We start from the raw sequence: 14,544 nt of genomic DNA, 5'->3' as shown, positions 1-14,544 counted from the left end.
CCCGCCGTTCCTGGAGCACAATACCGGGAAACCAACGAGGACGTCGGAGAGGAATGCTCGGCCCGTCAGCACTGACGTTCATGTGTGGGCTGCTCGCGGGCGCCGTCCTCGGCGTCGCCGGCCGCGCCGGCCGCTTCTGTACGCTCGCGATGCTGGAGGACGCGTTCTTCGGCGCCGATACTCGCCGGCTCAAATCGTTCGCGCTCGCGGCCGCGGTGGCGCTGGTCGCAACCCAGTTGCTCGCCAGCTTCGGCCTGATCGACCTGTCGCGCTCGATCTATTTGACATCCTCGATTCCGCTCGGCGGCGCCATCATCGGCGGCTTGTTGTTCGGAATCGGGATGGCCCTCGTCGGCACCTGCGGCTTCGGCACGCTGGTCCGGATCGGCGGCGGCGACCTGCGCGCCATCGTCGTGTTCCTGGTGCTGGGCGTGTCGGCCCTGGCCGCGATGCGCGGGCTCACGGGATTCCTGCGCATCTCGCTGATCGAGCCGCTCTCCATCCGCCTGCCCGAGACCATGACCCAGGGCATGGATGCGCTGCTGTCGTCCGCACTCGGCTCATATGCGCGGCCGCTGACCGTATCCGTCGCAGCAGTTGCGCTCGCGGCCTGGGCACTGGCCGACGGGCGCCTCGTGAGATCGCCGCGCCTGCTGCTATCCGGCCTCGCCGTGGGCTTCGCGGTGGCGTTCGGCTGGTTCGCCACCAGCTGGCTCGGCAATGACGATTTCGATCCGGCGCGCGTGGCATCCCTCACCTTCGTTGCCCCGCTCGGCAACACCGTGCTCTACATCGCCACGCTTTCGGGCACGCACGCCGACTTCGCGATCGGCTCGGTCGCCGGCGTGATCCTGGGCTCGTTCGTCGCGGCGATGTTTTCGCGCGTTTTCCGCTGGGAAGCCTGCGACGACGCGCGCGAGCTGAAGCGTCACATGACCGGCGCACTGCTGATGGGCACCGGCGGCATCATGTCGATGGGCTGCACGATCGGACAGGGCCTCTCGGCCTTCTCGACGCTGGCGGTCTCGGCACCGCTGACGATGCTGGCGATCACCTGCGGCGCACGTCTCGGCCTCGAATACACCATGACCGGCGAATGGCGCCCTGCCGTGCGCAACCTGCTGCGTCTGACATCGTGACGAGCGGCTACGCTCGCGCAAGGTGCGAACTTGCTCCCACGGCTGGCCAATGACGCTGTGCCGCAGGCAAGCGGACCGTGGATTTCGTCCGTTCCCTCGACATTTTCAGTTCAACGCAAGCTTCGCAAATTGACTGCCCACTCCCAGTGGCCGTCTGGAGCGCAGTCCCCCTGATAATCCTCGGATCGTCCGACGCCGCGCTTCACGAGGCGGCACCGTCCTCCTCAGCTGCACAGCAGCTTACCGGGATGAAACAGGGATGCAGAGGCACAAACCAAAAACTCCCGCAGCCTCATCGGCTACGGGAGTGTCGGTCTCAATGGTTGCGGGGATAGGATTTGAACCTATGACCTTCAGGTTATGAGCCTGACGAGCTACCGGGCTGCTCCACCCCGCGTTAACTTGTGCGTCACCTTCAGGGAAGTGCCAGGCGGTCCTGGCAGACACCTGAGGCGCTGCCGATCCATCCCAAAGGCTTCCTGAGAAGGCTTGAGCCCGTTGGCCTAGCCGACCGTCGGGTGCGGGGCGGTATGTACCAATGCGAGGCCGGTTTGGAAAGGGCTTTCGGGAAGTTTTTTTGCCGGATTGTGACACCGCTTGTCGCGGGACTCATTTCAGAAATTACATCGATATGACAGACGCTTATGTGGCGGCCTGTTTGCCGGCGGGGACCAGGGGCACGGCGCGGGCTGGGGACAAGGAAAAAGTTCCTCGAAGGGCGGCGGCAGGGACCGACGACACACGCCCGCCAAATGGATCGGCTCCACGCGCGCGCTAGGCGGCGCGAAACCGACGCCGCGCTTGCCAAGGGTTCCGCAACGCGGCAGCTTTAGGCCAACCAGAATGACGGCCCTGCACGCGGCCGCGCTACACGCGAGGAGACGTCCATGGACCAGTCCCTGAAGAGCCCCGCCCTCTCGGCGCTCGACAACGCGTTCCACACGCAGGTCGAAGCCTCACGCAATGCGCCTCCGCCCGCCCTCGCAGCACGGCTGGACGGCCTGAAGCGGCTGCGGGCCATGCTGTCGGAGAATGAGACCCGCCTGGAGCAGGCGATCTCAGCCGATTTCGGCCACCGCTGCGTGGTCGAGACGACGATTGCCGAGACGCTGTTCCTGCAGGCTGAGATCAGGCACACGCTCAAGGCGCTGCCGCGCTGGATGGCGCCGCGACGCATCGCCACCGCGCTGCAGTTCTGGCCGGCGCGCAACCGCCTGATGCCGCAGCCGCTCGGCGTGGTCGGCATCATCGCGCCCTGGAACTACCCGCTGCAGCTGACGCTGGCGCCTGCGATCGGCGCGCTCGCCGCCGGCAACCGGGTCATGATCAAGCCGAGCGAGCTGACGCCGCAGTTCTCGGCGCTGCTGAAGGAGCTCATCGCGGCGAATTTCGACCCGACCCAGTTCATCGTCACCGGCATCGAGGACGGCGTCGCGGAGGCCTTTGCCGGGCTGCCGTTCGATCATCTGGTCTTCACCGGCTCGACCCGCGTCGGCCGCATCGTCGCTGAGGCCGCCGGGCGCAACCTGACCCCGGTGACGCTCGAGCTCGGCGGCAAGTCACCGACCATCGTCGACGTCTCCGCCAACATCGACGAGGCCGCCGAGCGTATCGCCTATGCCAAGCTGCTCAACGCCGGCCAGACCTGCATCGCGCCGGACTACGTGTTCGTGCCCGAGCAGCACGCGGACGCGTTCGCGAGCAAGCTGCACCGACACATGCTGCGGATGTTCGGCACCAACCCGGCCAATGCCGACTACACGTCGATCATCTCCGAGCGGCACTATGCCCGGCTGGAAGGATTGCTGCGCGACGCGATCGCGCGCGGCGCCAGGACGCTGAGCACGACCAGCCCGGAGGATCCGGCCTGGAAGAAACTGCGGAAGTTTCCGCCGACGATCGTGACGGGTGCGAGCGCGGACATGGCGATCATGCAGGAGGAGATCTTCGGCCCGCTGCTGCCGATCATGCCCTATCGGCAATCCGACGACGTCATCCGCCACATCAATGCCCACGACCGGCCGCTTGCGCTGTACTGGTTTGGCAGCGACGCGGCGGCGCGCGACGCGGTGCTGGCGCGCACCGTCTCCGGCGGGGTCACCATCAACGACTGCCTTCTGCATTTTGCGCAGATGAATCAGCCGATGGGCGGCGTCGGCGCCTCCGGCATCGGCCACTATCACGGCGAATGGGGCTTCAACAGCTTCAGCAAGCTGAAGCCGGTGTTCTACCGCTCGCCCTTCAACCGCATGAAGGATCTCTATCCGCCCTATGGGGCCAGCATCGCCCGCATCGAGAAGCTGCTGCGGTTTCTGAGCTGACCCGTTCGGTCATTCCGGGGCGCGCGCAGCGCGAACCCGGAATCCGGAGATGATGAGACGTCAACTTCGAGAGTCCGGGTTCGCCGCTGCGCGGCGCCCCGGAATGACGACCAAATAAAAAAGCAAATCAGGGAGACGAAGCACGTGACGGACGAGGTCGATTTCATCGTCGTAGGCGGCGGCAGCGGCGGCGCAACGGTTGCCGGCCGCCTGTCGGAAGATCCGGCGACATCCGTCGCGCTGCTCGACGCCGGGGGGCGCAACGACAACTGGATCGTGACAACGCCCTACATGCTATTCCTGATGGTCGCGGGGCCCGTCAACAACTGGTCCTTCACCACCGTGCCGCAGAGGGGCCTGGACGGGCGCAGCGGCTATCAGCCGCGCGGCCGCGGGCTCGGCGGCTCCTCCGCGATCAACGCCATGGTCTACATCCGCGGCCACCGCGCCGACTACGATCATTGGGCTTCCCTCGGCAATACCGGCTGGTCGTATGACGACGTGCTGCCCTACTTCAAGCGCGCCGAGAACAATGCCGAGTTCAACGGCGCGTATCATGGCCAATCGGGACCGCTGCCGGTCAACCGGCTGCGCACCGACAATCCCGTACACGACATCTTTCTCCAGGCGGCGCGCGAAGCGCAGTTTCCGGTCCGCGACGATTTCAATGCCGAGACGCAGGAAGGGCTCGGCCTCTATCAAGTCACGCAAGCCAATGGCGAGCGCTGGAGCGCGGCACGGGCCTACATCCAGCCGCACATCGGCAGCCGCAGCAACCTGCGCGTCGAGACATCGGCGCATGCGTCGATGATCCTGTTCGAGGGCAAGCGCGCCGTCGGCGTCAAGTACCGCCAGGGCAAGGAGGTCAAGCAGATCCGTTGCCGCCGCGAAGTGATCCTCGCCTCCGGCGCGTTCCAGACCCCGCAATTGCTGATGCTCTCCGGCGTCGGAGATGCAAGCGCGCTGGCGCGGCTCGGCATCGCCAGCATCCATCATCTGCCCGGCGTCGGACAGAACCTGCAGGACCATCCGGATTTCATCTTCGCCTACACCTCCGACAACCCCAACTTCTCCTCGCTGTCGCCGAAAGGCCTGCGCCGGCTGCTGGCGGGCATCGGCCAATATCGCCGCGAGCGCCGCGGCGTCCTGACCTCGAATTTCGCCGAATGCGGCGGCTTCCTGAAGACGCGGCCTGATCTCGACGTGCCCGACATCCAGCTGCATTTCGGCATGGCCGTCACCGACGATCACGGCCGCAAGCGCCACGGCAACGGCTTCTCCTGCCACTTCTGTCTGCTCCGGCCGAAGAGCCGCGGCACGGTGGGACTGAAGAGTGCCGATCCGCTGGCGCCGCCGTTGATCGATCCGAACTTCCTCGGCGAGGCCGACGATGTCGAGACCATGGTCGCCGGCTACAAGACGACGCTGCGGCTGATGGAGACGCCGGCCATGCGCAGCCTCGCCACGCGTGACCTGTTCACCTCGGATGTCAGGACCGACGACGACATCCGCGCCATCCTGCGAGCCCGCGTCGATACGGTCTATCATCCCGTCGGCACCTGCAAGATGGGCGTCGACGATCCGCTCGCCGTGGTCGATCCCGAATTGAAGGTGCACGGAACGTCCGGCCTGCGCGTGGTCGACGCCTCGATCATGCCGACCCTGATCGGCGGCAACACCAATGCGCCGACGATCATGATCGGCGAGAAGGCCGCCGACATGATCAAGGACGAGCTGAAGGGCTGAGACCGCTCGCCATCGTGGGAAATCAACCTGCGGATCAGCCGGGCCTCACGTCAGCAGGAAGCCGCCGTCCACCGTCACCACGCTGCCGGTCATGTAGCGCGAAGCGTTGGACGCCAGCAGCAGGATCGCGCCGTCGAGGTCGCTCTCATGGCCGACGCGCCGCTGCGGGATGCGCTTGATCAGCTTCTCGCCCGCCGGCGTCTCCCAGACCTCGTGATTGATGTCGGTGTCGATGTAGCCCGGCGCCAGTGCGTTGACGCGGATGCCGCTCGCCGCGAGCTCCAGCGCGAGCGCCTTGGTCGCCTGTACCACGCCGGCCTTGGAGATCGCATAGGGCGAGATGAACTTCACGACGCTGAAGCCGAGCACCGAGGCGATGTTGATGATGTTGCCGCCGGCCTTGCGCGCGGCCATGCGCCGCGCCGCTTCGGTTGCGGCGAAATAGGCGCCCTTGAGATTGGCGCCGATCACGGCGTCCCAATCCGCCTCGCTCTGCTCGACCGCGAGCTTCTCCACGGCGATGCCGGCATTGTTGATCAGCACCGTGACGGGCCCGAGCGCGGCCTCGGCGGCGTCCATGCCCCTGGCGATCGACGCCATGCTCGTCACGTCCATCTCCACGGCGGCAGCGCGACCGCCCCTCGCCCTGATCTCCGCCTCCAGCGCCTTGAGCTTGCCGGTCTGGCGTGCCGCGAGCGCGACGGCGGCGCCATGCGCCGATAGAACCCGGGCGAACTGCCGCCCGAGACCCTGGCTCGCGCCGGTGATCAGGATCACCTCGCGGCTGACGTCGAACAGCTCGGACATGGTTCCTCCCACGATTTGCTCATTTGTTGCGGCGCTTTGATACAGACGATTTGAAGCAGCGCAAACCGGAATCGTTTACCGGGCGCGGCCTACAACCGCGGCGGAGCAACCATGAACGCTTTCGACCTCGCCGCTTGTGCCGCACTGATGGTTGCCGTCTACAGCGGCTTCTCAACCGGGCTGTTGCGCAGCGCCATCACGATTCTGGCCTATCTGCTCGCGATGCCGCTGGCGATGGGGGCGGTCGCAGCGATGAGCCCGCAGCTGCAAGACGCGCACGGCACTCCGCTGGCCCAGAACTGGCTGCAGTTCTTCGCCGCCTTCGTCGTGATCGGCATGGCGCTGGGCAAGATCGGTCGCATCCTGCTCGACGAGGCAATCGGTTCCGAGGCCGGCTTTGGCGACCGGCTCGGCGGCGCGCTGCTGGGCGCGGTCCGCACCGGCATGGTCGCGACCACGCTGGTGCTGGTGTTCGACAGGATCGTTCCTCCCGAGCGCCAGCCGCGCTTCCTCGACGGATCACGCCTGCGTCCGATGCTCTCGCTCGCAGGCGCAAAGGGCTTCCGCTCGCTGCCTCCGGAGGTCGCAAGCCTGATCGACCGGCTGAAGCAGGAACGGCGCATCTGACCGACCCGGCGGCGCCTCTCCCGTCATAGCGAGCCATGCAATTCGGCACAGGCCGGCTGCTCTTATCAGCGGCAATGCCGTTGGCTAGAATGCGCCCATCTTCCTTTCAGCCTCACTGACATATCGGAGTGATCAATCGTGGATCTCGGGATCAAGGGCCGCCGCGCCATCGTCTGTGCCTCCAGCAAGGGTTTGGGCCGCGCCTGCGCCATCGCGCTCGCCAATGAGGGCGTGCATGTCACGATCACGGCGCGCGGCGCCGAGACGCTGGCCAAGACCGCGGCCGAGATCCGCGCGGCCAATCCCGGCATCACCGTGACGGAAGTGGCGGGCGACATCACCACGCCGGAGGGCCGCGCCGCGGTGCTGAAGGCCTGCCCGGACCCGGACATCCTGATCAACAACGCCGGCGGCCCGCCGCCCGGCGATTTCCGCAACTGGACCCGCGACGACTGGATCAAGGCGCTCGATGCCAACATGCTGACGCCGATCGAGCTGATCAAGGCGACCGTCGACGGCATGATGGCGCGCAAGTTCGGCCGCATCGTCAACATCACCTCGGCCGCGGTGAAGGCGCCGATCGACATTCTCGGCCTCTCCAATGGCGCCCGCGCCGGCCTCACCGGCTTCGTCGCCGGCCTGTCGCGCAAGACCGTGATCAACAACGTCACCATCAATGCGCTGCTGCCGGGGCCGTTCGAGACCGACCGCCTTCTCTCCACGGCAAAGGGCGAAGCCGAAAAGCGCGGCGTCACGCCGGAGCAGATCCTGGCCGACCGCGCCAAGACAAACCCTGCGGGTCGCTTCGGCGATCCCGAAGAGTTCGGCCTCGCCTGCGCCTTCCTGTGCGCCGCCAAGGCCGGCTACATCACCGGCCAGAACATCCTGCTTGACGGCGGCGCGTTCCCGGGCACGCTTTAAGCGGCGTATTGCGGGAAACGTTGGAGTGCAGAGGTCTCTCGCGACTTGCTCGCTCTGCGCCTCTCCCCGCGTGCGGGGAGATGTCGGATCGCATCGCCAGATGCGATCCGGGTGAGGGGGTACAGGCCTCACCACGAACACTCCCCGAGCGTTTGCCCTCTGACACCTCCTGTGCGGCTGCCCCTCACCCCACCCCTCTCCCCGTGAAGAACGGGGAGAGGGAGCGCACCGGCGTCGCGGGAGAGCGCTCGACTCTTAGCTGGAAAGCCTGCGGTCACTATTGCGTAGTAGTTACCTGCCCTGATCTGCAAAGACCTACCGCTTCGTGATCTCGTCCTCGTCGCGCTGGCTCGGGCTCGACGAATCCGCCGTGGTGCGGCCTTCGGTCCAGTCGATGCCGAACGCATCGAGGCCCTCGGCCAGCAGGTCGCCGAGCATCGGCTCGCCCAGCAGATAGCGCGCGGTGTGGCGGTCGCGCTGGCCGGCGGCCTCGCGGCGCAGCTCGTCCCACTCGTCGATATCGCCGTCGCCGCGACCGAGCCGCATCAAGGCGACGAGATCGGTCTGCTCATCCTCGGTCATCGCGTTGATGAAGCCGGTGATCTCGCGCACCACGGGATCATCGCCGCTGTCCTGGAGCACGTCGACCATGTCGTCATCGGCGGCATTCGAGCCGGAATCCTCATCGGTCGCCTGCTCCTTGACGTCGAACTCGCGCGCCTTTTCGATCAGGAAGGCAACCTTCTCGGGCGATATCGTCAGCTCTGGCATGGCGTTCTCCTCATGGACGGACTGCAGCAACGCCTGTTCCGGGCAGTTGATCCATTGCGCCGGAACAAGCCGCGCGGCATCGTTACCGGCATCAAGAATAAGACGAGGAAGCGCGCATGTCTTGGACGATCGGCCGGGTCAGGATCACCAAATTCGTCGAGCTGGAGACCGTCGGCGGCACCCGCTTCATCCTGCCGCAGGCAACACCCGAGACGATCCGCGAGCTGTCCTGGCTCACACCCGATTTTTCGACCGACGAGGGTCGGCTGAAGATGTCGATCCACACCCTGGTGCTGGAAACACCGAAGATGCGGATCGTGGTCGACACCGGGCTCGGCAACGATAAGCAGGGCCGCAGCGTGCCAATCTGGAACAACCGCGCGACACCCTTCCTGGAGACGATGAGCGCTGCGGGCTTCCCGCCTGACAGCATCGACATGGTGATCTGCACGCATCTCCACGTCGACCACGTCGGCTGGAATACGAAGCTGGTCGACGGCCGCTGGGGGCCGACCTTTCCCAATGCGCGCTATGTCTTCGGCCGCGCGGAATATGAGCATTGGCGCGATCACAGCGAGGCCGCCGACGAGACCGCGACCTTCGCCGATTCCGTCCAGCCGATCGTCGCGGCCGGACGCGCGGAGCTCGTCGGAAGCGAGGATGTGATCACCGACGAAATCACGCTGATCCCGACGCCGGGGCACAGCCCGGGTCATGTCAGCCTGCACATCCGCTCGGAGGGAGCGGAGGCCGTGCTGACCGGGGACGTCGCCCACCATCCCTGCCAGATGGCGCATCTCGATTGGAGTTCGACGGTCGATTCCGATCCGGCGCAGGCGGCCGCCACGCGCCGGGCGCTGTTCTCGCGCTTCGCCGACACTGAGGCGCTGGTGATCGGCGGCCATTTCGATGCCGGCCATATCCGGCGCAACGGCGCCACCTTCCGCTTCCAGGCAGTGCCGGGCCGCGGCAGCGCATAGCCCGCGAGGTTGAATTTCGCCCCGCCATGCTCCATGACAGGGCTCTGGAATACCAAGGAATTGAGGGAGAGAAACCAATGAAGCTTGTTCGCTACGGCGAGAAGGGCGCGGAAAAGCCGGGCCTGATCGATGCATCCGGCCAGCTGCGCGACCTGTCCGCGCATGTGAAGGACCTCGACGGTGCGGCCTATGCGCCGGAGTCCCTGAAGAAGCTCGCCGCGCTCGATCCGGCCTCCCTGCCCGCCGTCGCCGGCAAGCCGCGGCTCGGCGCCCCCGTGACCGGCATCTCGAAATTCGTCGCGATCGGCCTCAACTACTCCGACCACGCCAAGGAGACCGGCAACCCGATCCCGGCCGAGCCGATCTTCTTCCTGAAGGCCAACACCGCGCTGTGCGGTCCCTATGACCAGGTCGAGAAGCCGCGCGGCTCCACCAAGCTCGACTGGGAGGTCGAGATCGCCGCGATCATCGGCACCCGCGCCAAATACGTCTCGGAGGCCGAGGCGCTCAACCACGTCGCCGGCTACACCGTCTGCAACGACGTCTCCGAGCGCAACTTCCAGATCGAGCGCCTGGGCCAGTGGACCAAGGGCAAGTCGCACGACACGTTCGGTCCGGTCGGCCCGTGGCTCGTCACCAAGGACGAGATTCCGGACGTGCAGAACCTGTCGATGTGGCTCGACGTCAACGGCCTGCGCCGCCAGACCGGCACCACCGCGACGATGATCTTCTCGATGGCCAAGTGCATCTCCTACGTCTCGCAGTTCATGACGCTGCTGCCCGGCGACATCGTCACCACCGGCACGCCTCCCGGCGTCGGCATGGGAATGAAGCCGCCGACCTTCCTCAACGTCGGCGACGTCGTCACGCTCGGCATCGAGCGCCTCGGCGAGCAGCGCCAGGAGATCATCGAGGCGTAACGTCACCTCACCGTCATTGCGAGCGAAGCGAAGCAATCCAGGGCGTCACGCGCGGCTCTGGATTGCTTCGTCGCTTCGCTCCTCGCAATGACGGATAACAATCCGCATCGAGCCAACAGGAAGACGCCGATGAAACTCACCTTTTCGCCCGCCTCGCCGTTCGCCCGCAAGGTGCGCATCGCCGCCATCGAGCTCGGACTGATCGATCAAATCGAGTTCGTGCCTGCGGCCGTGGTGCCGGGTCAGGCCAACGAGGAATATTCGAAGATCACGCCGCTGAAGAAGCTGCCGGTGCTGATCCTCGACAATGGCGACGTCATCCTGGATTCCTACGTGATCGTCGAATATCTCGACGAGCTCGCCGGCGGCAACAAGCTGATCCCCGCCTCCGGCCCGTCGCGCTGGAAGGTCAAGAGCGAGCATTCGATGCTGCAGGGCATGCTCGATTCCATGCTGCTGTGCCGCTACGAGGCCTTGGTGCGCCCGGAGGGAATGCGCTGGCAGGCCTGGTCCGACGACCACTGGAACAGAGCCTGGATGGGCATGGCGCGCTTCAATGCGCAGAGCGACCTGATGACGCGCCCGTTCGACGTCGCCGCGATCGGCCTCGTCTGCGTGCTCGGCTATGCCGATTTCCGCTTCGCCGATTGCGGCTGGCGCAAGGCGTTTCCGGCGCTCGACGCGTTCCATAACAAGATGCTCGAACGCGAATCGGTGAAGATCTCGGTGCCGCCGGCGGCTTGATCCCCGAACAGGAGCTGCCGTGACGCTGACATTCTCGGTTGCAGACACGACCATTCATCGCATCATCGAGCAGGAAACCACGTTCCTGCCGGCGCGCGAGATGTTTCCGGAGCTGACGCCGGAGATGCTGGCGGCAGAGCGCAGCGCGCTGCAGGCGGCCGGCGCGCTCGATGCGCAGGACACGCTGATCCTGTGCTTTCAGTCCTACGTGGTGAGGACGCCTCACCACACCATCCTGATCGACAGCTGCATCGGCAACGACAAGCCGCGCGCGCGGCCGGTCTGGAACATGAAGAGCGACGACAGCTATATGCGGGCGCTCGCAGCCGCCGGCGTCTCGGTCGACGACATCGACGTCGTGATGTGCACCCATCTGCACACCGATCATGTCGGCTGGAACACGCGGCTCGACAATGGCCGCTGGGTGCCGACTTTTCCGAATGCGCGCTACGTCTTCGCGCAGCGCGAATATGACTACTGGGTGGCGCAGAACGCCAAGGCCGAGGTGCCTCCATTCGCCGACAGCGTGCTGCCGGTGGTCGAGGCCAAGCGCGCCGACATCGTCGGCGACGAATTCTCGATCGGCGATCATATCCGCCTGCTGCCGACGCCGGGGCATACGCCCGGCCATGTCGCAATCGCCGTGGGCAAGGGCCGAGACGACGCGGTGTTCGCCGGCGACCTGATCCACACGCCGTTGCAGCTCGGGCTTCCCGAACTGTCACCGAAGTTCGACGTCGACCCGAAACAGGCGGCTGTCACGCGACGAACGTTCCTGGAGCGTTATTGCGACACCGCGACGCTGTGCTGCACGGCGCATTTCCCGTCGCCCTCGGTCGGCCGCATCAGGCGCAAGGGCAGTGCCTTCGCCTGCGAGGCGGTCTGACGCCCGAGCCTGGCGTCCGCCGCGCGCTTTCGCATCAATCGAACAGGCTCGGCGTATGGTTCACGGCGGCGCCCTCGATCGCCAGCATCTTCAGCTTGGTCTCGACACCGCCATTGGCGGAGAAGCCGCCCGGCTTGTTGCCCGCCGCCAGCACGCGATGGCAGGGCACCACGATCGGGCACGGGTTGCGCCCGAGCGCCTGGCCGACCTCGCGTGACAGCTCGACTCCGCCGAGCTGCTTGGCGATATCGCCATAGGTCAGGGTCCGGCCCGGCGGGATCCGGCGCGCGATCTCGTAGACGCCGCGCTGGAACGCGCTGACGCCGTCGAGATCGAGGTCGACATCGCTGAGATCATCCGGCTCTCCGGCAAGCAGCGCCGTGATCCGCGTGATGGTGCGCCGCACATGCGGCGGCGGGTCGGCCTCGCCGATGCCGTCGTAACGCTGCTGCATCCGGATGCGGATCTGCGCGACGCCGCCCATCGGCAGTTGCACCGCATTGATGCCGCGCGCTCCCCATGCGATCGCGCAAGGGCCGATCGCGGTTTCGAAAATCGCAAAGCTGTGCTCTGACATGACGGACTCCATCGCCGCTCTGCCCCGTATCATCTGCCAGTCAAATTAGGCTTGGAGAATGTTGCGATCCACCCGGATTCTGCCAATGTCGACAGCGGAAGCGCCGTGATGCCCATCGGCAGGCCGAAAGCATGGGAGCACGGCGCAGGGGCAGCCCGGCGCAAAGAGCGGGCGCCTCATCCGAGGAAACCAAGGCGAGGGAGAAGGCCATGAAGCTGACGCCGGAGCAGATTGCATTCTTCAATCGCGAGGGCTGGCTGTTCCTGCCCGAGCTGTTCAGCCCGGAGGAGACCGCGTTCCTCGCCGGCGAGGCGGAGGCGATCTATGCCGCCGACAGGCCCGAGGTCTGGCGCGAGAAGAGCGGCGCGCCGCGCACGGCGTTTGCCGCCCACCTCTACAACGACGCCTTCCGCGTGCTGGCCGCGCATCCGCGCATGATCGAGCCGATCGAGCAGATCTTCGGCGAGAAACTCTACATGCATCAGTTCAAGATCAACGCCAAATCGGCCTTCACCGGCGATGTCTGGCAATGGCACCAGGACTACGGCACCTGGAAGCGCGACGACGGCATGCCGGAGCCGCGCGCGATGAACATCGCGATCTTCCTCGACGAGGTGATGCCGATCAACGGCCCCTTGATGCTGGTGCCGCGCAGCCAGCATGCCGGCGATCTCGAGGCCTCGCATGATCTGGCGACCACGTCCTATCCGTTGTGGACCTTGGACGAGGCCACGGTGACGCGGCTGGTCGCGGAAGGCGGCATCGTCGCGCCAACCGGAAAGCCCGGCGGCATGCTGATGTTCCACGGCAATCTTGTGCACGGCTCCGCCGGCAACATCACGCCCTACCCGCGCAAGATCGTGTATCTCACGCTGAACGCCGTCTCGAACCACATCCGCACCCCGACGCGCCCGGAGTACATCGCGCATCGCGACTTCACGCCGATCGAAACCCTGCCGGATGATGTGTTGCTGCAACTCGCGCGAGCGCATCGCGAGGCGGCGGAGTAAGCCATATCGCCGTCACGAAAGCAGGTCGTCATGCCCGGGCTTGACCCGGGCATCCATCCTCTCGGCAAAGCCGCCCTGCTGAGAGATGGATGGCCGGGTCAAGCCCGGCCATGACGACGGAGGTGGTAGTTGCAGGTCGCGCGACAATCTGGAAACCGGACAATACAATGAACCTCCACGCCCTCCTCCAAGCCCGCGCCGCCGCCGGCAAGCCCGTGCGCGTCGCGTTGATCGGCGCCGGCAAGTTCGGCTCGATGTTCCTGTCGCAGGTGCCGCACGTGGCGGGGCTCGAGGTGCCCGTCATCGTCGACCTCGATCCGGGGCGCGCGCGGGACGCCTGCCGCACCGTCGGCTGGAGCGCCGAGCGGATCGAACGCACCGCGTTCAGTCCCGACGGCGCAAAAGCGCTTGCTGACACCATTGATGTCGTCGTCGAAGCGACCGGCAGTCCGGCCGCGGGCATCCGCCACGCGCAGGCGGCCATCAGGGCCGGCAAGCACATCGTGATGGTCAATGTCGAGGCTGACGTTCTGGCGGGGCCGTTGCTGGCCGACGAGGCGCGCAGGGCCGGCGTTGTCTACTCACTCGCCTATGGCGACCAGCCGGCATTGACAGCCGAGCTCGTCGACTGGGCGCGTGCGACCGGCTTCCATGTCGTCGCCGCAGGCAAGGGCACGAAGTATCTGCCGGCCTATCACGACGTCACGCCGGACGGCGTCTGGCAACATTACGGCCTCACCGCCGGCGAGGCGCAGTCGGCCGGGATGAACCCGCAGATGTTCAATTCCTTCCTCGACGGCACCAAGTCGGCGATCGAGATGGCCGCGATCGCCAACGCGACGGGGCTCGACGTGCCCACGAACGGACTGCTGTTTCCACCCTGCGGTGTCGATGACCTGCCGCATGTGCTGCGGCCTCGCGACCGCGGCGGCGTGCTCGAGCGCTCCGGCATGGTCGAGGTGGTCTCATCGCTGGAGCGGGACGGGCGTCCGGTATTTCGCGATCTGCGCTGGGGCGTCTATGTCGTGCTGGAGGCGCCGAACGACTACGCCGCGGACTGCTTCCGGCAATACGGACTCAAGACCGATTCAAGCG

At 66.1% G+C, this 14,544-nt stretch carries 14 protein-coding genes and 1 tRNA gene (1 of these 15 cut by a window edge); 11 read left to right on the top strand and 4 right to left on the bottom strand.

The window, feature by feature from the left end; all coding sequences use genetic code 11:
• Positions 1-53: 53 nt before the first annotated feature.
• Positions 54-1,139: a YeeE/YedE family protein gene (locus tag ACQR1X_RS19365; protein WP_315805489.1), complete on the top strand. Its 1,086-nt coding sequence runs from the start codon at positions 54-56 to the stop codon at positions 1,137-1,139.
• A gap of 320 nt (positions 1,140-1,459) precedes the next feature.
• On the opposite strand, the gene ACQR1X_RS19360 is transcribed toward ACQR1X_RS19365, so the two are convergent.
• Positions 1,460-1,536, bottom strand: a tRNA-Met gene (locus ACQR1X_RS19360).
• A 490-nt stretch (positions 1,537-2,026) separates the two neighbouring features.
• Between ACQR1X_RS19360 and ACQR1X_RS19355 the strand changes: the two genes are divergently transcribed.
• Positions 2,027-3,460: a coniferyl aldehyde dehydrogenase gene (locus ACQR1X_RS19355; protein WP_434899397.1), complete on the top strand. Its 1,434-nt coding sequence runs from the start codon at positions 2,027-2,029 to the stop codon at positions 3,458-3,460.
• Positions 3,461-3,604: 144 nt separating this feature from the next.
• On the top strand, positions 3,605-5,206 hold the full coding sequence (locus ACQR1X_RS19350) for a GMC family oxidoreductase (RefSeq protein ID WP_315805507.1): 1,602 nt from the start codon (positions 3,605-3,607) through the stop codon (positions 5,204-5,206).
• Positions 5,207-5,251: 45 nt separating this feature from the next.
• On the opposite strand, the gene ACQR1X_RS19345 is transcribed toward ACQR1X_RS19350, so the two are convergent.
• Entirely contained in the window at positions 5,252-6,013 is a 762-nt protein-coding gene (locus ACQR1X_RS19345; RefSeq protein WP_316217973.1) for an SDR family oxidoreductase, read from the bottom strand.
• A gap of 111 nt (positions 6,014-6,124) precedes the next feature.
• Here ACQR1X_RS19345 and ACQR1X_RS19340 point away from each other — a divergent pair, with 111 nt between their 5' ends.
• Complete coding sequence (locus ACQR1X_RS19340) at positions 6,125-6,640, top strand: CvpA family protein (protein ID WP_315805509.1); 516 nt, start codon at positions 6,125-6,127, stop codon at positions 6,638-6,640.
• Between the two features lie 138 nt (positions 6,641-6,778).
• Entirely contained in the window at positions 6,779-7,561 is a 783-nt protein-coding gene (locus ACQR1X_RS19335; RefSeq protein ID WP_315805510.1) for an SDR family oxidoreductase, read from the top strand.
• Positions 7,562-7,876: 315 nt separating this feature from the next.
• On the opposite strand, the gene ACQR1X_RS19330 is transcribed toward ACQR1X_RS19335, so the two are convergent.
• Entirely contained in the window at positions 7,877-8,332 is a 456-nt protein-coding gene (locus ACQR1X_RS19330; protein ID WP_315805511.1) for a DUF3775 domain-containing protein, read from the bottom strand.
• Positions 8,333-8,448: 116 nt separating this feature from the next.
• Between ACQR1X_RS19330 and ACQR1X_RS19325 the strand changes: the two genes are divergently transcribed.
• The 4 genes from ACQR1X_RS19325 (at position 8,449) to ACQR1X_RS19310 (ending at position 11,862) form a co-directional block, all read left to right on the top strand.
• Positions 8,449-9,312, top strand: coding sequence for an MBL fold metallo-hydrolase (locus ACQR1X_RS19325; RefSeq protein ID WP_434899396.1), 864 nt, complete (start codon positions 8,449-8,451; stop codon positions 9,310-9,312).
• A 77-nt stretch (positions 9,313-9,389) separates the two neighbouring features.
• Entirely contained in the window at positions 9,390-10,232 is an 843-nt protein-coding gene (locus ACQR1X_RS19320) for a fumarylacetoacetate hydrolase family protein (RefSeq protein ID WP_434837968.1), read from the top strand.
• Between the two features lie 129 nt (positions 10,233-10,361).
• Positions 10,362-10,976, top strand: a complete 615-nt coding sequence (locus ACQR1X_RS19315) for a glutathione S-transferase family protein (protein ID WP_434837969.1) — start codon at positions 10,362-10,364, stop codon at positions 10,974-10,976.
• 19 nt (positions 10,977-10,995) lie between these two features.
• Positions 10,996-11,862, top strand: coding sequence for an MBL fold metallo-hydrolase (locus ACQR1X_RS19310; RefSeq protein WP_315805515.1), 867 nt, complete (start codon positions 10,996-10,998; stop codon positions 11,860-11,862).
• Between the two features lie 34 nt (positions 11,863-11,896).
• Here ACQR1X_RS19310 and ACQR1X_RS19305 read toward each other — a convergent pair whose 3' ends face one another.
• On the bottom strand, positions 11,897-12,439 hold the full coding sequence (locus tag ACQR1X_RS19305; protein WP_434899395.1) for a methylated-DNA--[protein]-cysteine S-methyltransferase: 543 nt from the start codon (positions 12,437-12,439) through the stop codon (positions 11,897-11,899).
• Positions 12,440-12,648: 209 nt separating this feature from the next.
• On the opposite strand from ACQR1X_RS19305, the gene ACQR1X_RS19300 reads away from it, so the two are divergent.
• Both ACQR1X_RS19300 and ACQR1X_RS19295 read left to right on the top strand, forming a co-directional pair.
• On the top strand, positions 12,649-13,449 hold the full coding sequence (locus ACQR1X_RS19300; protein ID WP_434873630.1) for a phytanoyl-CoA dioxygenase family protein: 801 nt from the start codon (positions 12,649-12,651) through the stop codon (positions 13,447-13,449).
• A gap of 167 nt (positions 13,450-13,616) precedes the next feature.
• Positions 13,617-14,544, top strand: the 5' portion of a protein-coding gene (locus tag ACQR1X_RS19295) for an NAD(P)H-dependent oxidoreductase (protein ID WP_434837971.1). The gene runs 377 nt beyond the window's last position; 928 of the gene's 1,305 nt are visible here — the first part of the coding sequence; its start codon is at positions 13,617-13,619; its stop codon lies off the right edge, out of view.

Origin of the sequence: Bradyrhizobium sp. HKCCYLRH3073, from assembly GCF_051167995.1 — a bacterium.
In the GTDB taxonomy this organism is placed as follows: domain Bacteria; phylum Pseudomonadota; class Alphaproteobacteria; order Rhizobiales; family Xanthobacteraceae; genus Bradyrhizobium.
This window is presented reverse-complemented; position numbering and strand designations above follow the sequence as displayed.

Coding starts and splice junctions, on each gene's coding strand:
- ACQR1X_RS19365 (WP_315805489.1), top strand. CDS start 54: ATGCTCGGCCCGTCAGCACTGACGTTCATGTGTGGGCTGCTCGCGGGC.
- ACQR1X_RS19355 (WP_434899397.1), top strand. CDS start 2,027: ATGGACCAGTCCCTGAAGAGCCCCGCCCTCTCGGCGCTCGACAACGCG.
- ACQR1X_RS19345 (WP_316217973.1), bottom strand. CDS start 6,013: ATGTCCGAGCTGTTCGACGTCAGCCGCGAGGTGATCCTGATCACCGGC.
- ACQR1X_RS19340 (WP_315805509.1), top strand. CDS start 6,125: ATGAACGCTTTCGACCTCGCCGCTTGTGCCGCACTGATGGTTGCCGTC.
- ACQR1X_RS19330 (WP_315805511.1), bottom strand. CDS start 8,332: ATGCCAGAGCTGACGATATCGCCCGAGAAGGTTGCCTTCCTGATCGAA.
- ACQR1X_RS19325 (WP_434899396.1), top strand. CDS start 8,449: ATGTCTTGGACGATCGGCCGGGTCAGGATCACCAAATTCGTCGAGCTG.
- ACQR1X_RS19320 (WP_434837968.1), top strand. CDS start 9,390: ATGAAGCTTGTTCGCTACGGCGAGAAGGGCGCGGAAAAGCCGGGCCTG.
- ACQR1X_RS19315 (WP_434837969.1), top strand. CDS start 10,362: ATGAAACTCACCTTTTCGCCCGCCTCGCCGTTCGCCCGCAAGGTGCGC.
- ACQR1X_RS19305 (WP_434899395.1), bottom strand. CDS start 12,439: ATGTCAGAGCACAGCTTTGCGATTTTCGAAACCGCGATCGGCCCTTGC.
- ACQR1X_RS19300 (WP_434873630.1), top strand. CDS start 12,649: ATGAAGCTGACGCCGGAGCAGATTGCATTCTTCAATCGCGAGGGCTGG.